This window comes from Cellulosimicrobium sp. NPDC057127, assembly GCF_042670945.1.
Taxonomy (GTDB): Bacteria; Actinomycetota; Actinomycetes; order Actinomycetales; family Cellulomonadaceae; genus Cellulosimicrobium.
The window spans coordinates 13,302-37,041 of record NZ_JBHUUP010000017.1 but is presented as its reverse complement, the minus strand read 5'-3'; the positions used below and the strand labels follow the sequence as shown (position 1 = coordinate 37,041).

15 protein-coding genes are annotated in these 23,740 nt (G+C 72.9%); 10 read left to right on the top strand and 5 right to left on the bottom strand.

From position 1 onward, the window contains the following. The first annotated feature begins 52 nt into the window (after window positions 1-52). Window positions 53-2,779 carry a bifunctional acetaldehyde-CoA/alcohol dehydrogenase gene (adhE, locus tag ACFTZA_RS15180; protein WP_378196611.1) on the top strand — a complete coding sequence of 909 codons (2,727 nt, stop codon included), beginning with the start codon at window positions 53-55 and terminating at the stop codon, window positions 2,777-2,779. A 39-nt stretch (window positions 2,780-2,818) separates the two neighbouring features. Here the strand turns inward: adhE and ACFTZA_RS15175 are convergent, their stop codons facing one another. After that, window positions 2,819-3,544 carry a response regulator gene (locus ACFTZA_RS15175; RefSeq protein WP_378196607.1) on the bottom strand — a complete coding sequence of 242 codons (726 nt, stop codon included), beginning with the start codon at window positions 3,542-3,544 and terminating at the stop codon, window positions 2,819-2,821. After that, window positions 3,541-4,761, bottom strand: a complete 1,221-nt coding sequence (locus ACFTZA_RS15170; protein ID WP_378196604.1) for a sensor histidine kinase — start codon at window positions 4,759-4,761, stop codon at window positions 3,541-3,543. The genes ACFTZA_RS15175 and ACFTZA_RS15170 overlap by 4 nt, the downstream gene beginning before the upstream one ends. A gap of 164 nt (window positions 4,762-4,925) precedes the next feature. Here ACFTZA_RS15170 and ACFTZA_RS15165 point away from each other — a divergent pair, with 164 nt between their 5' ends. Then, complete coding sequence (locus tag ACFTZA_RS15165) at window positions 4,926-5,528, top strand: M15 family metallopeptidase (RefSeq protein ID WP_378196601.1); 603 nt, start codon at window positions 4,926-4,928, stop codon at window positions 5,526-5,528. 74 nt (window positions 5,529-5,602) lie between these two features. After that, window positions 5,603-8,044, top strand: a complete 2,442-nt coding sequence (ligA, locus tag ACFTZA_RS15160; protein ID WP_378196598.1) for an NAD-dependent DNA ligase LigA — start codon at window positions 5,603-5,605, stop codon at window positions 8,042-8,044. A 6-nt stretch (window positions 8,045-8,050) separates the two neighbouring features. On the opposite strand, the gene ACFTZA_RS15155 is transcribed toward ligA, so the two are convergent. From ACFTZA_RS15155 to ACFTZA_RS15145, 3 genes are all read right to left on the bottom strand, one after another. Continuing rightward, window positions 8,051-8,968 (bottom strand): dihydrodipicolinate synthase family protein, encoded by a 918-nt coding sequence (locus ACFTZA_RS15155; protein WP_378196595.1) that lies wholly within the window; start codon window positions 8,966-8,968, stop codon window positions 8,051-8,053. A 22-nt stretch (window positions 8,969-8,990) separates the two neighbouring features. Beyond that, complete coding sequence (locus ACFTZA_RS15150; RefSeq protein WP_378196592.1) at window positions 8,991-9,656, bottom strand: ThuA domain-containing protein; 666 nt, start codon at window positions 9,654-9,656, stop codon at window positions 8,991-8,993. Window positions 9,657-9,723: 67 nt separating this feature from the next. Further along, on the bottom strand, window positions 9,724-10,905 hold the full coding sequence (locus ACFTZA_RS15145) for an ROK family protein (RefSeq protein ID WP_378196589.1): 1,182 nt from the start codon (window positions 10,903-10,905) through the stop codon (window positions 9,724-9,726). Between the two features lie 368 nt (window positions 10,906-11,273). Between ACFTZA_RS15145 and ACFTZA_RS15140 the strand changes: the two genes are divergently transcribed. The 7 genes from ACFTZA_RS15140 (at window position 11,274) to ACFTZA_RS15110 (ending at window position 23,589) form a co-directional block, all read left to right on the top strand. Continuing rightward, window positions 11,274-12,794, top strand: a complete 1,521-nt coding sequence (locus ACFTZA_RS15140) for a sugar ABC transporter ATP-binding protein (protein WP_378196586.1) — start codon at window positions 11,274-11,276, stop codon at window positions 12,792-12,794. After that, window positions 12,791-13,852: an ABC transporter permease gene (locus tag ACFTZA_RS15135; RefSeq protein WP_378196583.1), complete on the top strand. Its 1,062-nt coding sequence runs from the start codon at window positions 12,791-12,793 to the stop codon at window positions 13,850-13,852. Before ACFTZA_RS15140 ends, ACFTZA_RS15135 begins: the two co-directional genes overlap by 4 nt. A gap of 133 nt (window positions 13,853-13,985) precedes the next feature. Continuing rightward, window positions 13,986-15,050 carry a substrate-binding domain-containing protein gene (locus ACFTZA_RS15130; protein ID WP_378196580.1) on the top strand — a complete coding sequence of 355 codons (1,065 nt, stop codon included), beginning with the start codon at window positions 13,986-13,988 and terminating at the stop codon, window positions 15,048-15,050. 96 nt (window positions 15,051-15,146) lie between these two features. Next, window positions 15,147-16,319 (top strand): Gfo/Idh/MocA family protein, encoded by a 1,173-nt coding sequence (locus tag ACFTZA_RS15125; protein ID WP_378196577.1) that lies wholly within the window; start codon window positions 15,147-15,149, stop codon window positions 16,317-16,319. A gap of 307 nt (window positions 16,320-16,626) precedes the next feature. Further along, window positions 16,627-21,555 carry a ThuA domain-containing protein gene (locus ACFTZA_RS15120; RefSeq protein WP_378196574.1) on the top strand — a complete coding sequence of 1,643 codons (4,929 nt, stop codon included), beginning with the start codon at window positions 16,627-16,629 and terminating at the stop codon, window positions 21,553-21,555. 257 nt (window positions 21,556-21,812) lie between these two features. Then, on the top strand, window positions 21,813-22,496 hold the full coding sequence (locus ACFTZA_RS15115) for a hypothetical protein (protein WP_378196571.1): 684 nt from the start codon (window positions 21,813-21,815) through the stop codon (window positions 22,494-22,496). A 91-nt stretch (window positions 22,497-22,587) separates the two neighbouring features. After that, a complete protein-coding gene (locus ACFTZA_RS15110) occupies window positions 22,588-23,589 on the top strand; it encodes a sugar phosphate isomerase/epimerase family protein (RefSeq protein WP_378196568.1) in 1,002 nt (333 codons plus the stop codon). Window positions 23,590-23,740 lie beyond the last annotated feature (151 nt).

Sequence of the window (23,740 nt, the reverse complement as noted above, 5' to 3'; positions counted from 1 at the left end):
CCCGGAGCACCCACGGCCCGAACCCCGGCACGGCCGGGACGAAGGGGACGCCATGAGCGCCAGGGGCACGACCGCGAGGCCCGAGACCACCGGTACCGACGAGCCGCGCACGACGGAGATCGACGTCCTCGTCGAGCGTGCTCGCAAGGCCCTCGACCGGTACATGACCCTCACGCAGGAGGACGTCGACAGGATCGTCCTCAAGGCCTCCGTCGCGGCCCTCGGCCGCCACGGCCACCTCGCGCAGATGGCCGTCGCCGAGACGGGGCGCGGGGTGTTCGAGGACAAGGCGACGAAGAACATCTTCGCGTGCGAGCACGTGCCCAACTCGATGGCCGGTCTGCGGACGGTGGGCGTCGTCGGTCGTGACGAGCTCGCCGGCGTCGTCGAGATCGCCGAGCCCGTCGGCGTCGTGTGCGCCGTGACGCCGGTGACGAACCCGACGTCGACCACGATCTTCAAGTCGCTCATCGCCCTCAAGACGCGCAACCCCGTCGTGTTCGCGTTCCACCCGAGCGCGCAGCGCTCCTCGGCCGAGGCCGCCCGGATCGTGCGCGACGCGGCCGTGGCCGCGGGCGCCCCTGACGACTGCGTCCAGTGGGTCGAGCACCCGTCGATCGAGGCGACCAACGCGCTCATGCACCACCCGGGCGTCTCGCTCATCCTCGCGACCGGCGGCAACGCGATGGTCCGCGCCGCCTACTCGGCCGGCAAGCCCGCGCTCGGCGTCGGGGCGGGCAACGTCCCGGCGTACGTCGAGCGCAGCGCCGACCTCGGGCGGGCGATCAACGACGTCGTCATGTCGAAGGCGTTCGACAACGGCATGGTGTGCGCCTCGGAGCAGGCGATCATCCTCGACGACGCGATCTACGACGAGGCGATGCGCGAGCTCGCCCGCCTGCACGCCTACCGCGCGACGCCCGCCGAGAAGGCCATGCTCGAGCGCCTCGTCTTCGGCGTCGAGGCGAGCGGGACGAGCTGCGCGGGTGCGAAGCTCAACCCGGGGGTCGTCGGCAAGCCGCCGTCGTGGATCGCGCGCGAGGCGGGGTTCGAGGTCCCCGACGACACCTCGATCATCCTCGCCGAGATCGACGACGTCGGTCCCGACGAGCCGCTGAGCCGCGAGAAGCTCACGCCCGTCCTCGCGGTCCTGCGGGCCCGCGACACCGAGCACGGGATCTCGCTCGCCGAGCGCATGGTCGAGCTCGACGGCCTGGGCCACTCGGCCGCGATCCACACGGCCGACGAGGCGCTCGTCGAGCGGTTCGGCTCGCGCGTCAAGGCGGTGCGCGTGCTGTGGAACAGCCCGACGTCGCTCGGCGGCATCGGCGACATCTACAACGCGCTCGTCCCGTCGCTCACGCTCGGCTGCGGCAGCTACGGCGCGAACTCGGTGTCGAACAACGTCTCGGCGGTCAACCTCGTCAACATCAAGCGGATCGGGCGGCGCAACAACAACATGCAGTGGTTCAAGGTCCCCGCGAAGACGTACTTCGAGCCGAACTCCCTGCAGTACCTCGCGCAGATGCGCGACGTGCACCGCGTCACGATCGTCACGGACAAGGTCATGAACCGCATCGGCGTCGTCGACCGCGTGCTCGACGTCCTCGGCCGCCGCGAGGAGAAGGTCGCGGTCCAGATCATCGACTCGGTCGAGCCGGAGCCGAGCGTCGGCACCGTGAACCGCGGCGCGGAGTCCATGCGCGACTTCGAGCCCGACACGATCGTCGCGGTCGGCGGCGGCTCGCCGATGGACGCCGCGAAGGTCATGTGGCTGCGCTACGAGCACCCGGAGATCGAGTTCTCCGACATGCGCGAGAAGTTCTTCGACGTGCGCAAGCGCGCGTACAAGTTCCCCGAGCTCGGTGGCCGGGCGAAGCTCGTGTGCATCCCGACGTCGTCGGGCACCGGCGCGGAGGTGACGCCGTTCGCGGTCATCACCGACGAGGAGACGGGGTACAAGTACCCGTTGGCGGACTACGCGCTCACCCCGACGGTCGCGATCGTCGACCCGGTGCTCACCGAGACCATGCCGGCGAAGCTCGCCGCGGACTCCGGGTTCGACGCCCTGACCCACGCGACCGAGGCGTTCGTGTCGGTCTACGCGAACGACTTCACCGACGGCCTGTGCCTGCAGGCCATCAAGATGGTCTTCGAGAGCATCGAGGAGTCGGTGACGCGCGGGGCGTCGGCGCCCAAGGCGCGCGAGCGCATGCACAACGCGGCGACGATCGCCGGCATGGCGTTCGGCTCGGCGATGCTCGGCATCGTCCACGCCATGGCGCACACCGTCGGCTCGACGTTCCACCTCGTGCACGGGCGCACCAACGCGGTGCTGCTGCCGCACGTGATCCGGTACAACGGCCAGGTGCCGACCAAGCTGACGAGCTGGCCCAAGTACGAGCGTTACGTCGCACCCGAGCGCTTCCAGCAGATCGCGCAGCACCTGGGCCTGCCGGCCGCCACGCCGGAGGAGGGCGTCGAGTCGTACGCCCGCGCGGTCGAGGAGCTGCGCGCGAAGGTGGGCATCGAGGCGACGTTCGCCGCCCAGGGCGTCGACGAGGCGGCGTTCATGAACCGCCTCGACGAGCTGGCGATGCGGTCCTTCGAGGACCAGTGCGCGCCCGCCAACCCGCGCCTGCCGGTGCTGGAGGACATGCGCGACATCCTCGTGGCGGCGTACCGCGGCACGAGCCGCGAGGAGGCCCGGGCGGCACGCCTCGCGGCCGAGCGCGCCGCGGACGCCGCCGCGGAGGAGGCCGCGGTGGTCGCCGGCTGAGCCTGACGGGCAGACCCTCGTCCCGCCGGGTCGCGACGCTCAGGCGTCGCGGCCCGGCCGCACGAGCCCCGCCTCGTACGCGAGGACGACGAGCTGGACCCGGTTCGCGAGCCCCACCTTGGTCAGCAGCGAGCGCACGTGGCTCTTCACGGTCGCCTCGGTGAGGTGCAGCTCGGCGCCGATCTCGCGGTTCGACAGCCCGCGGGCCACCGCGAGGAGCACCTCGCGCTCGCGCGGCGTCGCGGCCCCCAGACCGTCGGCGGGGAGCGGAGAGGCGCCCGCACCGGACGCGCCGGGGCGCGCGAGCTCGACGTACGTCGCGATGATGCGGCCGGTGACGGCCGGGTCCAGCAGCGAGTCGCCGGCGCGCACGCGGTGGACGGCGTCGACGAGGGTCTGCGGGTCGGCGTCCTTGAGCAGGAAGCCCGCCGCGCCCGCGCGCAGCGCGCCGTAGACGTACTCGTCGTCGTCGAACGTGGTGAGCACGAGGACCCGCACGCCGGCGAGGTCGGGGTCCTCCGCGATCCGGGCCGTCGCGCCGATCCCGTCCAGGCGCGGCATCCGCACGTCCATGAGGACGACGTCGGGCCGCAGCGCCGCGGCCATCGCGACCGCCGTCGCGCCGTCGCCCGCCTCACCCACGACCGTCACGTCGGGCTCGTCGTCGAGGATCATCCGCAGCCCGAGGCGGATCGTCGCCTGGTCGTCGGCGACGACGACGCGGACCGGTCCGGGCTCGGGACCGTCCGGCTCCGGCCCGCTCACCGGGTGCCTCGCGGCAGGAACGCGTCGACGAGCCAGCCACCGTGCTCGTCGGGGCCCGCCGTGAGGCGGCCGCCGACGGCGAGGGCGCGTTCGCGCATGTTGGACAGGCCGAACCCCGCGCGTCCGACGGACGGGTCGTCCGGCAGCGGCGGCCCGGGGTCGTGCACGCGCACCCCCACGTGGGTGCTCGTGACGGTGACCGTCACGGAGACGGCGGGCGCGAGGGAGTGCAGGAGCACGTTCGTCAGGGCCTCCTGGGTGATGCGCACGACGGCGAGCCCGCACCCTGCGCTCGTCGCCGGCCACGGGTTCGGCAGGGTGAGGGCGACGTCGCGGCCGGCGTCCTCGAGGCGCCGCGCCGCCGCGCGCAGCTGCTCCGGGGCGTCGTCGGACCCGGGGGTCGGGGCGAGCACGCCGCCCGCGTCCCCGGCGTCCTGCAGGACGTGCACGACCGACCGCATCGACGTCAGCGCGCGCTTGCCCTCGTCGCCGATCCACCGCACCGCCTCGCGCGGTGCGTCCGGGCGGTTCGCGGCCACCCGGTCGGCGGCCTGCGCGCGGACGACGATCGCGGCGACGTGGTGCGCGACGACGTCGTGCAGCTCGCGCGCGATGCGCGTGCGCTCGGCGACGACGGCCTGCTCCGCCAGCTCGGTCTGGAGCTCGCGGAGCTCCGCGTTGCGCTCGCGCAGGCGCTGGGACGTCAGGTCGAGACGGCGGAAGAACACGCCCGCCGCGACCGCGCCCGTCACCAGGGCGAGCGTGAGCGCGACGTCGGACGGCGAGCGCGCGAGCGACATCCAGGCCGTGGCGGTCAGGTCGGGCCAGGGCGTGAGCGTCGGGCGCCCCGCGACGAGCAGCGAACAGGCGGAGAGGCCGCCGGCGAGGCCGGCGAGCGGCCACGGGACCGCGCCGGCGCGCGTGGCCGCGAACCCGGCGACCACGAGTGGCGCCAGCTCGAACGGCGACTGCAGGACCACCGGGTGGGTGAGCGGGTAGAGCGCGGCGGTCGCCCACAGGAGCGGGCCGGGCGCGGTACGGCGCAGCGCGAGCGCCGCGACGGTCCAGACGCCGGCCACGACGTAGGCGTCGACGCTCCGCGGGTGCCACGAGCCCCCGCGCTCCAGCACCGTCACCACGGTGAACCACGCGGCGCCCGCCACGGCGGCGAGCACGAGGTCCTGGGCCGGGGCGGGCAGCGGGTGGCGGGACGGCACGTGATCACGGTAGCGACCGGGCGCGGCGCCGACGACGCACCGGGGGAGGACCCGGTGTGCACGCACCTCCGCCCCAGGGCGGAGGCGCGACCGCCCGAGGGACAGGGGCGGGAGGAGCCCTGGGGCCGAGGCGCCGCGGCACGTGCGCGCCGCAGGCTCGGGACATGACCGAGAGCACGTCACGATCCCGCACGTCCCTCAGCTCCCTCGTCCTCGTGCTGTTCGTCGTGGCCGTCGTGCTCGCCCTCGCGGGCGCGACGACGACCGTGCTCGGCGTGGGGGCGCCCTGGTCGTCCGGACGCGGGTCGACCGTCGGGGAGGGCGCGACGGAGCAGCGGACGGCCGCCGAGCCCGGGGCGTCGGGCACGGCGCGGCCGGGCGAGGGGGAGGCGGACGGCCTGGACCCCGAGCTCCTGCGACGGTTCGAGGAGGCACGGGCGGCCGCGGCCGCCGAGGGCGTCGAGCTGCGTGTCACGTCGGGGTGGCGCAGCGCGGCGGAGCAGCAGGAGCTCGTCGAGCGCGCCCTCGAGCGGTACGGGTCCGTGGAGGAGACGCACCGGTGGGTCCTGCCGCCGGAGAGCTCGGAGCACGTCGCCGGCGCCGCGATCGACGTCGGCCCGACCGAGGGCGCGTACTGGCTCCAGCAGCACGGTGCGCGGTTCGGGCTGTGCCAGACCTACGCGAACGAGGTGTGGCACTACGAGGCCGCGGCCGAGCCGGGCGGGACGTGCCCCCCGCAGCACGCGGACGCGTCCCACGGCTGGTGAGGGGCGCCGTCGGCCGCCGCCGCAGCGCCGAGGACGGACCGGCACGTGTGGGCGGTTCGCGCGATGATGTGCCGGTGACCGAGAGCACCGACGCGACCGCCGACCCGATCGTCGACCCGCCCGCGCCCGCCCGCACCGACGTGCCGGGGGCCGCCGAGCTCGACGAGACGGCCGCGCGGCGCCGCTGGGTCGAGCTCGTCGCGCAGGTCGAGCAGGACCAGCGCGCCTACTACGAGCAGGACCAGCCGGTCTCCTCGGACGCCGAGTACGACGCGCGGATGCACGAGCTCGAGGCGCTCGAGGCCGCGCACCCGGCGCTCGTGACCCCGGAGTCGCCGACGCAGCGCGTGGGCGGCCGGGCCGCGGCCGGGTTCGCGACCGTCGAGCACCTCGAGCGCATGCTCTCGCTCGACAACGCGTTCGGCGAGGACGACCTCGCCGCCTGGGCGGCACGCGTCCACCGCGACCTCGGGGTCCCGGCCGACGCGGGCGTCGAGTTCCTGTGCGAGGTGAAGATCGACGGCCTCGCCATCGCGCTGCTGTACGAGAAGGGCCGACTCGTGCGCGCCGCGACGCGCGGCGACGGCCGCACGGGGGAGGACGTCACCGCGAACGTGCGGACCATCGGCTCGATCCCGCAGCGGCTCGGCGGCGACCCGGACACCCACCCGGACGTCATCGAGATCCGGGGCGAGGTCTTCATGGGCGTCGCCGACTTCGCGCGGCTCAACGAGAGCCTGGTCGCCGCCGGCCAGGACCCGTACGCCAACCCGCGCAACACCGCGGCCGGGTCGCTGCGCCAGAAGGACCCGGCCGTCACCGCGAGCCGCAACCTGCGCATGTACGCGCACGGCGTCGGCGCGCTGCAGTGGCGCGAGGGCGAGCACGCCGAGCTCGAGCGGCAGTCCGACGCCTACGCGCTGTTCGAGCGGTGGGACGTACCGGTCTCGCCGCACAACCGCGTGGTGCCCGGCCTCGAGGGCGTGACGGAGATGATCGCGTACTTCGGCGAGCACCGGCACTCCATCGAGCACGAGCTCGACGGGATCGTCGTCAAGGTCGACGAGCTCGCGCTCCAGCGCCGCCTCGGCGCCACGAGCCGCGCGCCGCGCTGGGCGATCGCCTACAAGTACCCGCCCGAGGAGGTCAACACGCGGCTCCTCGCCATCCAGGTCGGGGTCGGGCGCACGGGCCGCGCCACGCCCTACGCCGTCATGGAGCCCGTCAAGGTCGCCGGGTCCACCGTGCGGCAGGCGACGCTGCACAACCGGGACGTCGTGCGCGCCAAGGGCGTGCGCATCGGTGACATGGTGGTGCTGCGCAAGGCCGGCGACGTCATCCCCGAGATCCTCGGGCCCGTCGCCGCGCTCGCCGACGACGGGTACCCGCGCGAGGACTTCGTCATGCCGGCCGAGTGCCCCGAGTGCGGCACGGCGCTGCGTCCCATGAAGGAGGGCGACGTCGACCTGCGCTGCCCGAACGCCGAGTCGTGCCCGGCGCAGGTGCGCGGGCGCGTCGAGCACATCGGCTCGCGCGGCGGTCTCGACGTCGAGGCGCTCGGGGAGGTCACGGCGGCCGCCCTCACGCAGCCGTACGAGCCCGCGGAGCCGCCTCTGCGCACGGAGAAGGACCTGTTCGGTCTCACCGTGGAGCAGCTCGCGCCGATCCGGGTCGTCGTGCGCGACCCCGAGACCGGGCTGCCCCGCCCGAGCGACGGGAGGGGAGAGGCGGCCGAGGTCACGATGTCCGACGGCTCGGTCCTGGACGCCAAGGTGGTCCGCCCGTTCCAGAAGGTCGTGAGCCGCACCTACCCGCCCGGGTACGAGGACGCGACGCCCGCGGAGCGGCGCACGGCCGGGGTGCGCAAGGACTTCCCGGTGTACGGCCCCTCCAGCACCGCCGAGACGCTGATCGCCGAGCTGGACCGGGCGAAGACGAAGGACCTGTGGCGCATCCTCGTGAGCCTCAACATCCGGCACGTCGGGCCGGTCGCGGCCCGGGCGCTCGCGGACTGGTTCGGCTCCCTCGACCTGATCCGGGAGGCGTCGCACGACGAGCTCGCCGCGGTCGAGGGCGTCGGCCCGGTGATCGCCGACGAGGTGCTCGCGTGGTTCGACGTCGACTGGCACCGCGAGATCGTCGAGACGTGGGCGGCGGACGGCGTGCGGTTCACGACGCCCGGCCACCCCGGCCCCGGGAGGGCGGAGACGCCGTCGGGCCCGCTCGACGGGCTCACGGTCGTGGTGACGGGCGGGCTCGAGGGCTTCAGCCGGGACGGGGCGAAGGAGGCGATCGTCGCCGCGGGCGGCAAGTCGTCGGGCTCGGTGTCGAAGAGGACGGACTACGTCGTCGTCGGCGAGAACGCCGGGTCCAAGGAGACCAAGGCGCGCGACCTCGGGCTGCCGATCCTCGACGAGGACGGCTTCGTCGCGCTCCTCGCGGGCGGGCCCGACGCGGTCGCGCACCTCGTCGGTGACGCGGCGGGCGACGCCGCGGGCGACGCGCCGCAGGACTGACCCGGGTCAGGTCGCCGGCGCGCCGACGGGACGCCGGGCGACCAGTGCCCGCATGCTCGCGGCGACGTCCGGCGTCGCGGGGAGCGACGGGCCGCGCGGGGGAGCGGTGGGCGTGCCCAGCGAGGTCGCCAGCGCATGGAGGCCGCTCACGGGACGCGCGGCGGCGAGCTCGCGGGCGACGTCGAGCAACCAGCGGCGTGCCTGCTCGCCGCCTCGGGTGCGCGCGCCCGTGGACCGTTCGCGGCGGACGGTGACATACTCCTCGGGAGCGAGCGCGGCGAGCCCGCTGTGCCAGGCGTCGGCGGCCGGGGCGCCGTCGAGGAGCGCGACGTCGCCGCTCAGCCCGACGTCGACGCTCAGCCCGTGCAGCGCCGCGCGGAGTTCCTCGGCGCGGCCGTCCGGACGGGCGGGCAGCGAGGCGGGGTCCTTCACGGCGGTGACCCGCGTCGCCTCGGCGAGCCGGGCGAGCACGTCGGGCGAGACGTCGTAGCCGGTCTGCAGCGGCTTGTTGTAGAAGCACACCGGCAGATCGACGGCGTCCGCGACGGCCGCGAACAGGGCGACGACCTCGGCGTCGTCCAGGGGAAGGTACGAGAAGGGCGCGAGGACGAGCCCCGCCGCCCCGGCTCCGCGCGCGGCGCGCGCTGCGCGCACGACGGCCTCCGTGGAGACGGAGCTCACCGCGACGTTCACGGGCATCGGGCCGGTCGGCGAGGTCGCGGCGGCCTCGACGGCTGCTCGGACGACGGCGTCCCGCTCCTCCGGCGCGAACGTCACGCCCGCCCCCGACGTCGCGAGCACCGTGACGGCGTCGACGCCCGCCGCCCCGGCCGACCGCACGAGCGTCGCGAGCGCGCCGAGGTCCGGCGCGCCGTCGGGGGTCAGCGGGGTGATCGGGTAGGCGAGGAGGCCGCGGAAGCTCACGGGCCGAGTGTAGGGGCGTCCCTCAGCGGGCGGCCCAGAGGAGCCCGCGCTCGACGACGGTGCGGACCGCGGGGATCTCGAGGTCGGCGAGCTGGTGACCCACCGTGCTCACGAAGACCCGGCCGGCACCCCAGCGCCGCGTCCAGACGGCGGGGGAGACCACCGGCTCGTGCCAGGGGTCGCCCTCGCGCGAGCGGATCGTCGTCGTCGCGAGCACGTCGTTCAACGAGTCGGTGAGCACCCAGTACTGCTCCGAGTGGAGCGCGATCGTCCCGACGCCGGCGACGATCTCGTGGTCCGCGCGCTCGGCCACCACCTCGATCGTGTGGTCCACGAGGTCGTGGGGGTGCGCGGCGAACTGGCCGCCCACGAGCTGGAGGTAGTCGGTCGCGAGGCGGAAGGAGTCCACGACCCCGCCGTGCCACCCGGCGAGCCCGGTGCCGTTCGCGACGGCCGTGCGCAGGCCGCGCATCTCGTCGGGCAGGATCTCGCCCATCGTCCAGCACTGGACGACGAGGTCGATCTCCGCCATGAAGTCGGCGTCGGCGTACGCCTCGAGCGATCCCTCGAGGGTCACGTCGAATCCCGACTCGGTCAGGAACGGGACGAACAGCTCCGCGGCCTCCTCGGGGGCGTGCCCTGCCCAGCCGCCCCGGACCACGAGCGCCCGACGGCCCCGCTCGGTCATGCGTCCTCCTCGTGCGTCGTCACACCGTTGCCGCCCGCGCCGCCGTGGCGGCCCGTGAGGCGCCGCCTCAGGAGATGAGGGCGTCGATCGCTGCGGGAGAGAGTACGTGATCGACCGCCATGGCGCTGGCACCCAGGACCGCGGCCCGGCCCCTGGCCTGGGACGTCACGATGCGCAGGTGCTGCGTCGCGAGCGGCAGCGAGCGCTGGTAGACGATCTCTCGGATGCCCGCGATGAGGTGCTCGCCGGCCTCCGCGACGACGCCGCCGATGACGATGAGCGACGGGTTGAGGAGGCTGACGCACGCGGCGAGCACCGAGCCGATGTCGCGCCCGGCTTGACGCACGGCCTGGCTCGCGGAGAGGTCGCCGGAGCGCACCAGGCTGACGACGTCGGTGCTGGAGGTGGCGTCGAGCCCGGCCTGGCAGAGCGCGTGGGCGACGGCCTGGCCGCTCGCGACGGCCTCGAGGCACCCGACGTTCCCGCAGCGGCACGGCACGTCGGCGGCGCTCGGCACCGCGACGTGGCCGATGTCGCCGGCGGCGCCCTGCGCGCCGCGGCGCAGCTCGCCGTCCGCGATGATCCCGGAGCCGATGCCGGTCGCGACCTTGACGAAGAGCATGTCGGTCACCGTGGGCCAGGTGGTCCGGTGCTCGCCCAGAGCCATGATGTTGACGTCGTTGTCCACGAGGACGGCGGCGCCGAAACGCTTGGCGAGGATGCCCGGCACGTCGACGTCGTCCCAGGTCGGCATGATCGGCGGGTTGATGGGACGACCCGTGGAGTGCTCGACCGGACCGGGCAGCCCGACGCCCACGCTCACGAGGTCGTCCATGCTGCGTCCCGCCGTCGCCACGAGCTTCTCGCCCGTCTGCGCGACCCAGGACAGCACGACGTCGGGCCCGTCGGCGATGGCGATGGCGGCGTCGGTCTCGGCGAGGATGTTCGAGCCGAGGTCGGTGACCGCGAGACGGGCGTGCGTGGCGCCGAGGTCGACCGCGAGCACGATGCGTGCACCCGGGTTGAAGGCGAAGGTGACCGGCGGCCGTCCGCCCGTGGAGCTGGCCTCACCGGCAGGGGCGATGAGGCCGGACGCCATGAGGAGATCGATGCGCGCGGCGATGGTCGACCGCGCCTGGCCCGTGATCGCGGCGAGGTCCGCGCGGGTGCGGGGCTGCCCGTCCCTGAGCAGCTGGAACATGTCGCCCGCACCGGTCGGCCGCGGTGCGAACTTCAGGAGCTCCTCCATGGGCACAGTGAATCACGAAGCCTCTCGTCGATCGTCCGCTCAGCAGGGTGACAACGTCGTCTTTTGCTTGACGATCGACAAAAGGTACCACTACGCTCGCCCGACAAGGCGACACCGCCGTCGCCGACAGCTCGGAGGCCTGCCGACCTCCCGTCCGGGTGCTCGCCGCCCACGCAGCTCGCTGGTGCACTGCGCGTCCCGCACCCGTCATCCCCGTTCCTCGTTCGCCGACCGTCGCTCTCCGCGACCGCGGTCCTCCCGTCGCACATACCGGGCGAAAGACTTTTGGTGATCACGAACGCATAACAGTGCGGGCGCTGCACATCTTCTGCTTGACGTCCGTCAAAAGGTCCCCTAGGTTCACGGACATGGTCAACGCAGACCCTCCCCAGCCGCTCCTGCACATGCAGGGCATCGTCAAGGTCTTCCCCGGCGCACGTGCGCTCGACGGGGTCGACCTCGAGATCCTGCCCGGTGAGGTCCACTGCCTCCTCGGCCAGAACGGCGCCGGCAAGTCGACCCTCATCAAGGTCCTCGCCGGTGCCCACCAGCCGACCGAGGGGCGCATCCTCCTCGACGGCGAGCCCATCACCATCGCCAACCCCGTCGCTGCCCTCAGCCACGGCGTGGCGACGATGTACCAGGAGCTCGACGTCGTGGACGGCCTCACGGTCGCCGAGAACGTGTACCTCGGTCACGAGCTCGCGACGATGGGCTTCTCCCAGCGTCGCGAGGCGATCAAGCACACGCGCGACATCCTGCGCCGGCTGGGCCACCCCGAGATCTCGCCGCGCCAGGAGGTGGGCAACCTCTCCGCGGCCGGCAAGCAGATCGTGTCGATGGCCCGGGCGCTCTCGCACGACGCGCGCGTCATCATCATGGACGAGCCGTCCGCCGTGCTGGACTCCGAGGAGGTCGCGAACCTCTTCCGCGTGGTGAAGGAGCTGACCGCCGCGGGTGTCGCCATCGTCTACATCTCGCACCGCCTCGAGGAGATCCGCGAGATCGGTGACCGCATCACGGTGCTCAAGGACGGCAAGACGGTCGCCCAGAACCTCCCCGTGTCCGAGACACCGACCGCCGAGCTCATCACGCTCATGACGGGCCGCACCGTCGAGTACGTGTTCCCCGAGACGGACGGCGTGCCGGACGAGGCGCCGGTGGTGCTCGACGTGGAGGGCCTCGCGCTGCGCGACGTCTTCGAGGACGTCAGCCTGCACGTGCGCGCGGGCGAGATCGTCGGGCTCGCGGGACTCGTCGGCTCGGGGAGGTCCGAGATCCTCGAGACCATCTACGGCGCACGCAAGGCGAGCGCGGGCAAGGTCCACGTCGACGGTCGCCGGCTGCGCGCGGGCTCCGTCGCCGGTGCGGTGGGGGCCGGCATCGGCCTCGCGCCCGAGGAGCGCAAGAGCCAGGGGCTGCTCCTGGACGAGCCGGTCTACCGCAACGTGACCCTGTCGACGTTCTCGCGCTTCGCGCGCGGCGGTTTCCTCGACGAGCGCGCCGAGCGGTCGGCCGCCGACGAGCAGGCGCGCTACCTCGACCTGCGCCCGAAGGGCGTCGAGCGGGCGATCCGCACGCTGTCCGGGGGCAACCAGCAGAAGGCGATGCTCGCGCGCTGGCTCGTGCACGGGTGCCGGGTGCTCCTGCTCGACGAGCCGACGCGCGGCGTGGACGTCGGCGCGCGCGCCGAGATCTACGCGCTCATCCGCCGCCTCGCCGACGAGGGCGCCGCCGTCGTCGTCGTCTCGAGCGAGATCCCCGAAGTCCTGGGTCTGGCCGACCGTGTCCTCGTCATCTCCGAGGGCCGCGTGGTGCACGAAGGACCCGCCGCATCGATCGACGAGCACCAGGTGCTCGACATGGTCATGGAAGGAAGTGTCGCGTGAGCGAGCAGAAGGTGTCGGTCGGGGATGCGGCGCAGCAGCCGCCGGCCGGCGAGTCGCACGACGCGGGGGGCAAGGACAACGTCTCGGCGTCCTCGTCACGCCGGAGCAGGCTCAAGGCCGGGTCCTTCGGCCGCAACGGGGGCCTCGTCCTGGCGCTCCTGGCCCTGTTCGCGGTGGGGTACCTCACCGCGGGCGAGCGGTTCCTGAGCTTCAACAACTTCACGGTCATCCTCCAGCTCGCCGCGATCACCGGCGTCGTGAGCATCGGCATGACCTTCGTCATCACCGGTGGCGGCATCGACCTCTCGGTCGGTTCGGTGCTCGGTCTCGCGTCGGTGTGGGCGACGACGCTCGCCACGCAGGACATGGCCCGGCAGTACGGCTGGTGGATCATGGTCCTCTGCGCGCTCGCCGTGGGGCTCGGGGCAGGCCTGATCAACGGTGTGCTCGTCGCCTACGGAAAAGTCGTCGCGTTCATCGCGACGCTCGCCATGCTCGTCTCGGCCCGGGGCCTGGCGGAGCTCATCGCCAACCGCCGGACGCAGATCGTCGACGTGGACTCGTTCGACGCCATGTTCAAGGGCGACTTCCTGGGCCTGCCCAAGATCGTGTGGATCTTCCTGCTCGTCGCCGTCGTGGGGTGGTTCCTCCTGAACCGCACCACCTTCGGCCGCCGCACCGTCGCGGTCGGCGGAAACCCCGAGGCGGCGCGCCTCGCGGGCATCAACGTCAAGCGTCACACCATGTACCTGTACGGCCTCTCGGGGCTCACCGCCGGGATCGGGGGGATCATGATCCTCGCGCTCACGACCGCGGGCTCCTCGACCAACGGCACGCTCCTCGAGCTCGACGCGATCGCCGCCGTCGTCGTCGGCGGGACGCTGCTCGCCGGTGGCCGCGGGACCATCGTCGGCACCGTGCTCGGCGTCCTGATCTTCGCGACGCTGACGAACCTCTTCATCCAGAACAACCTCGACAGCTCGGTGCAGGCCATCGCCAAGGGCGCGATCATCATCCTCGCCGTCCTGCTCCAGCAGCGCCTCGCGCGACGCGGCTAGCGCGGCCTCCCGAGGTCGTCGCCAGGCGCACCTCACCCCCCACGGCCGGTGCTCGGGCATCGGGCACCGGCCTCCACCGCACGACCGTTCCACCCCAGTCCGCACCTGCGGGACCAGTATCGAAGGAGATCTCATGTCCGCACGCACCAGCCTGCGCCGTCGTTTCACGGTCGCCACCGTCACCGCCGCGTCCCTTGCGCTGCTCGCCACGGCGTGCACCTCGAACACCCCCGCGGAGGAGGAGAACGGTGACGGCGGCGGTGGCGGCACCAACCAGGCGGCGTCCGACAACGACGCCCCCGGTGACGACGTCGTCATCGGGTTCTCGGCGCCGGCCGCCGACCACGGCTGGATGGGCGCCATCACGACCGCGGCCGAGGAGGAGGCGGAGAACTACGAGGACGTCGAGCTCCGCGTCGCCGAGGGCACCAACGACGTGGCGGTCCAGATCAGCCAGATCCAGGGCTTCATCAACGACGGCGTGGACGCGATCGTCCTGCTGCCGTTCGACGGCGCCGCGCTGACCGACGTCGCCACGCAGGCGATGGAGGCCGGCATCCCCGTCATCAACGTCGACCGCGAGTTCTCGAGCCCGTTCGCCGCCCGCACCACCGTGCTCGGCGACAACTACGGCATGGGCGTGTCCGCGGGCACGTACATCTGCGAGCAGCTCGGCGACCAGCCCGACGCGGTCGTCGCGGAGATCGCGGGCATCGACTCCCTGCCGCTGACGCAGGACCGCAGCCAGGGCTTCGCGGACGCGCTGTCCGACTGCGGCCTCGAGGTCTCCAACCGCGTCGCCGCGGACTTCACGGTCCAGGGCGGCCAGGAGGCCGCGGCGAGCCTGCTCCAGGCCGCGCCGGAGATCGACGCCATCTGGAACCACGACGACGACCAGGGCGTCGGCGTCCTCGCCGCCATCGAGAGCGCGGGCCGCGACGAGTTCTTCCTCGTCGGTGGCGCCGGCTCGGCCAACATGATGCGCGAGATCCAGGAGGGCGACTCGGTCGTCCAGGCGACCGTCATCTACCCGTCCACCCAGGCGGCGGACGGCGTCAAGCTCGCACGTCTCATCGCGCAGGACAAGAGCATGAGCGACCTCGCGTCCTCCACGGTGCCGCGCCAGATCCAGCTCTTCGCCCCGGTCGTCACGGCGGACAACGTCGAGGAGTACCTGCCGCTGGCGTTCGAGTCCTGATCGCGCGAGCACGAACCACGTAGCGTCGACGGCCCCGTTCGGGCCGGCCCACCGTGCCCGGACGGGGCCGTCGACGCGCGTACCGGAAGGATCGAGATGGCAGAGAAGAACGGCGCCTCGCTCGGCGTCGGCATGGTCGGGTACTCGTTCATGGGGGCAGCGCACTCGCAGGCCTGGCGTACTGCCCCCCGGTTCTTCGACCTTCCCCTCCACCCCGAGATGCGTGTCCTCGGCGGCCGCAACCCGGAGTCGGTCGCCGCGGCGGCCGACAAGCTCGGGTGGCAGTCCACCGAGACGAGCTGGGAGGCGCTCGTCGCGCGCGACGACGTCGACCTCGTCGACGTGTGCACCCCCGGCGACACCCACGCGGAGATCGCCATCGCCGCCCTCGAGGCCGGCAAGCACGTCCTGTGCGAGAAGCCGCTCGCGAACTCGGTGGCCGAGGCGGAGAAGATGGTCGCCGCTGCGGAGTCCGCAGCGGCACGTGGCGTGGTCGCGATGGTCGGGTTCACCTACCGGCGCGTGCCCGCGATCCAGCTCGCGCGCCAGCTCGTCGCGGACGGGCGCATCGGCACGGTCCGCCACGTGCGGGCGCAGTACCTCCAGGACTGGATCGCCGACGAGGACGCCCCGCTGTCGTGGCGGCTCGACAAGTCGAAGGCGGGCAGCGGTGCCCTCGGGGACATCGGTGCGCACGTCATCGACCTCGCCCAGTTCATCACCGGCGAGCGGATCACGGGCGTGAGCGGTCTGCTCGAGACGTTCGTGAAGGAGCGCCCGGTCGCGACCGACTTCGCCGGGCTGTCCGGAAGCGGTGGCACGGAGCGCGGGCCGGTGACGGTCGACGACGCCGCCCTGTTCCTGGCTCGCCTCTCGGGCGGCGGCATCGGCTCCTTCGAGGCGACGCGCTTCGCGTACGGGCGCAAGAACGCGATCCGGATCGAGATCAACGGGTCGGAGGGCTCGCTGGCCTTCGACTTCGAGGACATGAACGTCCTGCACTTCTTCGACGCGGCGGAGGACCCGGCGACGGCGGGCTTCCGCCGGATCGTCGTGACCGAGCCGCAGCACGCCTACGTGGCGCACTGGTGGCCGGCGGGGCACGGGCTCGGGTACGAGCACGCGTTCACCCACCAGGTCGTCGACCTGGTCGAGGGCATCGCGTCCGGGACGCACCCCTCGCCGACGTTCGCCGACGGGCTGGCCGTGCAGCGCGTGCTGGACGCCGTCGAGCGCAGCGCGGCGTCCGGTGGCTGGGTGACGCCGTAGCAGACCTCCGGGGCGGGGCCACGGCCCCGCCCCGGGCGTCCTCTCCCGACGTCGCGAGAGGACGACGTCCGACAGTCGACCCGGAAGGAGGCCCTGGACGCCCGGCCACGGGCGGCGTGCCCGGCGGAGCACGGATCATCCGCCACGTCCGGGACGGCAGGAGGGCCGACGACGCCCGTCCCGCGGAGCGCAGCACAGTTCCTGATCTCGACGAGGAGACCTTGTGAGAAACGTGCTAGGAGGATCGCGCGCGACGAGGCGCGCGGTCGCGGCGCTCGCCGCGACAGCAGTCGCTCTACCCCTGACCATGGCCACCGCGGCGTCGGCCACGGCCGCCCCCGGTGACGCGCTCGCCGCGGCACCCGTGGCGGCGGCCGCGGAGACCGAGCCGTTCGACGTGCTCGTCTTCAGCAAGACGGCCGGCTTCCGCCACGGATCCATCCCCGCGGGCATCGCGGCGATCCAGCAGCTCGGCGCTGACAACGGCTTCTCCGTGACCGCCACGGAGGACGCCGGCGCCTTCACCGACGACAACCTCGCCCAGTACGAGGCCGTCGTGTGGCTCTCCACGACCGGTGACGTGCTGGACGACGACCAGCAGGCCGCGTTCGAGCGGTACGTCCAGGCCGGCGGCGGGTACGCGGGCGTCCACGCGGCGTCCGACACCGAGTACGACTGGCCCTGGTACGGCGAGCTGGTCGGCGCCTACTTCAACAGCCACCCGCAGAACCAGGACGCGACCGTCAAGGTCGAGGACCACGTCCACGAGTCCACCGCGCACCTCCCCGCGCGCTGGGACCGTTACGACGAGTGGTACAACTTCCGGACGAACCCGCGCGACGACGTGCACGTCCTCGCGAGCCTCGACGAGACGACGTACACGGCGGGCTCGGGCGCGATGGGTGCCGAGCACCCGATCGCGTGGTGCCAGGTCTACGACGGCGGCCGGTCCTGGTACACCGGCGGCGGGCACACGAACGAGTCGTTCGCGGAGCCCGAGTTCCTCCAGCACCTGCTGGGCGGCATCCAGACCGCCGCCGGCGTCGTCGCCTCGGACTGCAGCGCCACGCAGTCCGACAGCTACGAGATGGTCCCGCTCGACGAGAACACCGCGAACCCGATGATGCTCGACGTCGCCCCGGACGGGACGGTCTTCTACGTCGAGCGCGACGGCCGCGTGCGGGTCATCGACCCGGCGACCAACCAGACGACGACGGCGGCGACGCTGTCGGTGACGCAGGCGAACGAGGACGGGCTGACGGGCGTCGTGCTCGACCCGGACTTCGCCGACAACGGCTGGGTGTACCTGTTCTGGTCGCCCGAGGACGTCGGGGAGGACGGGCCGCACAACCGCGTCTCGCGCTTCGACTACGACGCCGCGGCGAAGACGATCTCGCTCGACTCCGAGGAGAAGGTGCTCGTCATCCCCACGCAGCGCGACACGTGCTGCCACGCGGGCGGTGACATGGTGTTCGACTCCGAGGGCAACCTCTACGTCGTGACGGGTGACAACACCAACCCGTTCGAGTCGGGCGGCTACGCGCCGATCGACGAGCGCGCGGGGCGGCAGAACTTCGACGCCCAGGGCACGTCGGCCGACTCGAGCGACCTGCGCGGCAAGGTGCTGCGCATCCACCCCGAGGACGACGGCACGTACACGATCCCCGAGGGGAACATGTTCGAGCCCGGGACGGCGCAGACGCAGCCCGAGATCTTCGCGATGGGCTTCCGCAACCCGTTCCGCATCGGCGTGGACCCGGCGAACGACAACGTCCTCGTCGCCGACTACGGTCCCGACGCCGGGTCGGCGAACCCGGCCCGCGGCCCGCGCGGCGCGGTCGAGTGGAACGTCGTGAGCGAGCCCGGGTTCTACGGGTGGCCGTACTGCACCGGCTCGAACAACGCGTACGTCGACTACGACTTCGCGACCGGGCAGTCCGGCGAGGAGTTCGACTGCGCCGGCGGCGTCGTCAACGACTCGCCCAACAACGACGGGATCGAGCAGCTGCCTCCGGCCGTCGAGGCCGAGGTCTGGTACACCGGCGGCGGTAATCCCGACTTCCCGGAGATCGGCGGCGGCGGGGCGCCCATGGGCGGCCCCGTGTACGAGTACGACGCCGAGCTCGACTCCGACGTCAAGTGGCCCGAGTACTGGGACGGCAAGGCCCTGTTCGGCGAGTGGAACCAGGGCCGCATGTACTCGTTCCAGCTCGCGGGCGAGCAGCGCGACGACCTCGTCGACATCAACCGCGTCCTGCCCGAGATCTTCGACCCGAGCTCCGGGTTCGACCGCCCGATGGACTTCGACTTCGGTCCCGACGGCGCGCTGTACGTCATCGACTGGGGCGCTGGCTTCGGCGGCAACAACGACACGAGCGGCGTCTACAAGGTCAACTACGTCAAGGGCGACGCCGCCCCGATCGCCCGCGCGAGCGCGGACGTGACGAGCGGGGCCGCACCGCTGACGGTGCAGTTCTCGTCCGAGGGCACGCGCCACCCGGCCGGCGACCCGATCACGCTGCAGTGGACCTTCGGCGACGGCTCGGAGCCGTCGACCGAGGCGAACCCCGTGCACACGTACACGGAGAACGGCAGCTACACGGCCCAGCTCGTCGCGACCGACGAGAGCGGCGCGACGGGCGTCGCGAACGTCTCGGTCGTCGTGGGCAACGAGGCGCCGACGGTGTCCATCACCTTCCCGGACAACGGCGGCTTCTTCGAGTGGGGCGACCAGGTCCGCTACGAGATCGCCGTGGAGGACCCCGACGGTGAGGTGACGTGCGAGAACGTCACGCTGTTCACGTCGCTCGGGCACGACTCGCACGCGCACCCCATGGAGGAGCTCACGGGCTGCGAGGGCGTCATGCAGACGGCCCGCGACGAGGGGCACGGCATCGAGTCGAACATCTTCTGGGTGGTCGAGGCGATGTACACCGACGACGGCGGCGCCGCGGGCGTCCCGCTGACGGGCAACGACCTGCAGGTCCTCCAGCCGAAGCTGCTCCAGTCGGAGTTCTTCACGTCGACCGGTCGCCTCGAGGGGTCGACCAGCGGCGGCGACCCGGGCGTGCAGACCGAGACCACCGGCGACTCCGCCGGCGGCGGGCTGAACATCGGCTACATCGAGCCGGGCGACTGGTGGGCGCACGAGCCGATCTCGCTCGTGAACGTCGAGGCGATCACGCTGCGCGCGGCGTCGGCGAGCGCCGGCGCGACGATCTCGCTCCGCTGGGACGACCCCGAGGGGCCGGAGATCGGCAGCGCGACCGTGCCGGTGACGGGGGACTGGCAGGAGTACACGGACGTGCGGGTCGAGCTGGCCGACGTCCCGTCGGGCACCGGCACGCTGTACCTCGTCCAGACCGAGGGCGGCTCCAACGTCAACTGGATGGAGATCGAGGGGCGCGGCGTGACCGACAACGTGCGTCCGTCCATCGACTCGTTCGACGTGACGCCGCTCGAGGGCACCGCGCCCCTGACGGTCACGGCGTCGGTCGCCGCGACCGACCCGGAGGACGACGCCATCACGTTCGCGTGGGACGCCGGTCTCGGCGACGGGTTCGTCGACGGCGGCGACACGTTCGAGGTCACGTACGACGAGCCGGGCGAGTACCGGCTCCAGGTGCGGGCCACGGACGAGCGCGGCGCGTACTCGGTCGAGTACACGACGGTGACGGTGGAGGAGCCGACGACGGAGCCGGGGCTGTGCTTCGCGGGCCGTTCCGACGACTTCCTCGGGTCCGAGCTCGACGAGGACCGCTGGACGGTGCTGAACCGTGACCAGAACCTCGCGGTCACGGACGGTCACGTGGTGCTGCCCACCACGGCGACCGACTTCTACGGCACGAACAACACGGCGGTGCCGAACCTGGTGCTCCAGGACCTGCCGGACGGGCCGTTCACGGCCACGGCCAAGCTGACGCTGCCGGCGCGCCAGCAGTACCAGCAGGCAGGTCTGCTCATCTGGGAGGACCAGGACAACTACGCGAAGATGGTGATCCAGGGCCGGTCCGCCGCGGCAGACCCGGCGACGCGCATCTTCCAGTTCATCCGGGAGGAGAACGCCCAGCCGAACGAGGTCGGCGAGTCGAACAGCGCGGCGCTCGGGGCCGACTACCCCGACACCGTGTACGTGCGGTTCGTCAGCGACGGCGAGAGCCTCCAGGCGGCGTACTCGGCCGACGGCACCGACTTCACGACGATGCCGCAGACCAAGTCGATCGCCGACCTGGAGAACGCGCAGATCGGTCTCGTGTCGCTCAAGGGCAACGGCACCACCTCGCCCGTGCTCGACGCGCAGTTCGACTGGTTCCACATCACGCCCGACGACACGGCGCCGGCCCCCGGGCCCGACGACGAGTTCGACGGCGACGCGCTCGACACGTGCCGCTGGTCGGTCGTCAACGAGGACCCGACCGGGTACCGCGTGACGGACGGCTCCCTGCAGATCGACACGACCCCGACGGACATCTACGGGACGGACAACCGCCCGGTGCCGAACATCGTGCTGCAGGACCAGCCGGCCGAGGAGTGGACGGTCGAGACCGTCGTCGACGGCTCGGCGTTCGACCGCCAGTACCAGCAGGGCGGTCTGATCGTCTACGGCGGCGACGACGACTACGTGAAGCTCGACTTCGTGGTCGACAACCAGGCCGGCCAGGCCCGGGCGACGCGGATCGAGCTGCGCAGCGAGGTCGGCGGGGTCGTGCAGAACCCGCAGCCGCAGACGGGCAACCTCGAGGGCGACGTCTGGCACCTGCGCCTGACCCGCTCGGGTGACACGTTCACCGGTGCCTACAGCGCCGACGGCGAGTCCTGGACGACGTTCGACGAGGCCGTGACGAACGCGGCCGCCGCGGACGCGCCCGTGGGCCTGTTCGCGCTGGGGGCGTCCGCCGACACCGGGGCCCCGGCGTCGTTCGACCGCTTCCGGGTGGTCGAGGACGAGGTCGAGGCTCCCGCGGTGACGGTCACCGTGCAGCCGCGCTGCATGGGCGGCAAGGTCTACCTCGCCGTCCGGGCGTCCAACGACGACGAGGTCCCGCTCGCCGTCACCCTGGAGACGGCCTACGGGGAGAAGTCCTTCGCGGACGTCGCCCCGGGCTCCTCGGCCTACCAGGCGTTCGCGACGCGTGCGGGCGCCGTGGAGGCGGGCTCCGTGACGGTGACCGCGACCGACGCCGAGGGGAGGACGTTCTCCGAGACGGTGGACCACGCCGCGCAGAGCTGCGCCTGACAGACCCCCGGCGGGCCGGTGACGCACCGGCCCGCCGGGCAGGGCGCTCGACGTGCGGTCGGCGACGGACGGACGGCCCTCGGCCGGGCCGCCCGTCCTGAGTCCGCTCGACGAGCACCACGGGCGACCGCGAGGTCGCCCGGCCCCGGCGCCCGGTACCGGCGCTCCGGCCGGACGCCGGGGCACACCCCCGGGGAGCTGCACGGCTCCCCGCCCGACGACCCCGACTTCCTCCGACACGACGAGGTGAGCAGCACATGACCCGACCCGAGACGCCGGACCCGCGTGCGGGACGAGCCGCGGGTGGAGCGCGCCACGGCGCGCGGACGACCCGCGGCCTCGTCGCGGCCGCGCTCGCCGCAGCGCTGGCGCTGCTCGGCCTCGCCACCCCGGCGTCCGCGCACGGCGGACCCGTCATCATCTCCGTGGGGACCGACGGTGCCGGCGGCATCACGGCGAACCTCACGTACAGCAACGACGGGCACCCGGTCGAGGAGTCCGCGGACGTGACCGTGACCGCGGTGTCCGACACGGGGGAGAACGTCGGACCGGTCTCCCTGCGGTCGGCGTCCGAGGGCGTCGGCTGGTACGTCTCCGAACCCGGCCTCCTCACGGAGGGTCACTGGACCCTCACCGCGACGATGACGGCGCCCGTCGAGGCCACGGCGACCGCCGAGGTCGACGTCGCCCCGTTGCCGGAGCCTCCTGCCGCCGACGCCGGCGACTCCGCCGACGACGCGGAAGCCGGTGCCGGCACGGACGCCGGAGCCACGGCGGGCGCGGCCGACGGCGGGGCGGCCACCGCCGACGGCGGCTCCGACGACGGCTCCTCGACCCTGCTGTGGGTCGTCCTCGCCGTCGTGCTCGCCGCCGCCGCGGCCCTGGCCGCCGTGCTCGCACGGCGCCGCTCCCGCACCTCCGCCGGCACCGCGGCCCGGTGAGCCGTTCCCGACCTGTTCCCGACCGTTCCTGCACCAGCACGTCCGCCCGGCGACCCCGGGGGAGAACCGAGATCGACGAAGGAGACCGACCATGGCACGACCGATCACCCTCTTCACCGGGCAGTGGGCCGACCTGCCCTTCGAGGAGGTGGCCCGGCTGGCGTCGGGCTGGGGCTACGACGGGCTCGAGATCGCCTGCTGGGGCGACCACCTGGACCCGTGGCGCTGGGACGACGAGGCGTACGTCCAGGGCAAGCTCGACCTCCTCGCGAAGTACGACCTGAAGGTCTACGCGATCTCCAACCACCTCAAGGGCCAGGCGGTCTGCGACGACCCGATCGACCAGCGCCACCGCGACATCCTGCCCGACGTGGTGTGGGGCGACGGCGACCCCGAGGGCGTGCGCCAGCGCGCGGCCGAGGAGATGAAGCACACCGCGCGCCTGGCCGCGAAGCTCGGCGTGAAGACGGTCGTGGGCTTCACCGGGTCCGCGATCTGGAAGTACGTCGCGATGTTCCCGCCCGTGTCCCAGGAGGCCATCGACGCCGGCTACCAGGACTTCGCCGACCGCTGGAACCCGATCCTCGACGTGTTCGACGAGGTCGGGGTGCGGTTCGCGCACGAGGTGCACCCGAGCGAGATCGCGTACGACTACTGGACGACGGTGCGTACGCTCGAGGCCATCGGGCACCGCGAGGCGTTCGGCCTGAACTGGGACCCGAGCCACATGGTGTGGCAGGACCTCGACCCGGTGAGCTTCCTGTGGGACTTCAAGGACCGCATCTACCACGTGGACTGCAAGGACACGAAGAAGCGGATGCACAACGGGCGCAACGGGCGGATGGGCTCGCACCTCGCCTGGGCCGACCCGCGCCGCGGCTGGGACTTCATCTCCACCGGCCACGGGGACGTGCCGTGGGAGGACGCGTTCCGCATGCTCAACACCATCGGCTACGACGGCCCGATCTCCGTCGAGTGGGAGGACGCGGGGATGGACCGCCTCGTCGGCGCCCCCGAGGCGCTCGAGTTCGTCAAGAAGTACGCCTTCGACGCCCCGGACGCGGCGTTCGACGCCGCGTTCTCGACGAAGTAGCCACGGCCTCCCGGCCCTCGTCCGGACGTCCTCGACGCCCGGCCCCCGCGCCCCCCCCCCGCCGCCCCGGCCGCGACGACGGCGTGCGCCTCCTCCGGCACCGCGCCCCCCCTCCCCCCGCGCCCGGCGGGCACCCGGTCCGGCGCGGGGT

Coding starts and splice junctions, on each gene's coding strand:
- adhE (WP_378196611.1), top strand. CDS start 53: ATGAGCGCCAGGGGCACGACCGCGAGGCCCGAGACCACCGGTACCGAC.
- ACFTZA_RS15165 (WP_378196601.1), top strand. CDS start 4,926: ATGACCGAGAGCACGTCACGATCCCGCACGTCCCTCAGCTCCCTCGTC.
- ACFTZA_RS15150 (WP_378196592.1), bottom strand. CDS start 9,656: ATGACCGAGCGGGGCCGTCGGGCGCTCGTGGTCCGGGGCGGCTGGGCA.
- ACFTZA_RS15145 (WP_378196589.1), bottom strand. CDS start 10,905: ATGGAGGAGCTCCTGAAGTTCGCACCGCGGCCGACCGGTGCGGGCGAC.
- ACFTZA_RS15140 (WP_378196586.1), top strand. CDS start 11,274: ATGGTCAACGCAGACCCTCCCCAGCCGCTCCTGCACATGCAGGGCATC.
- ACFTZA_RS15130 (WP_378196580.1), top strand. CDS start 13,986: ATGTCCGCACGCACCAGCCTGCGCCGTCGTTTCACGGTCGCCACCGTC.
- ACFTZA_RS15125 (WP_378196577.1), top strand. CDS start 15,147: ATGGCAGAGAAGAACGGCGCCTCGCTCGGCGTCGGCATGGTCGGGTAC.
- ACFTZA_RS15120 (WP_378196574.1), top strand. CDS start 16,627: ATGGCCACCGCGGCGTCGGCCACGGCCGCCCCCGGTGACGCGCTCGCC.
- ACFTZA_RS15115 (WP_378196571.1), top strand. CDS start 21,813: ATGACCCGACCCGAGACGCCGGACCCGCGTGCGGGACGAGCCGCGGGT.
- ACFTZA_RS15110 (WP_378196568.1), top strand. CDS start 22,588: ATGGCACGACCGATCACCCTCTTCACCGGGCAGTGGGCCGACCTGCCC.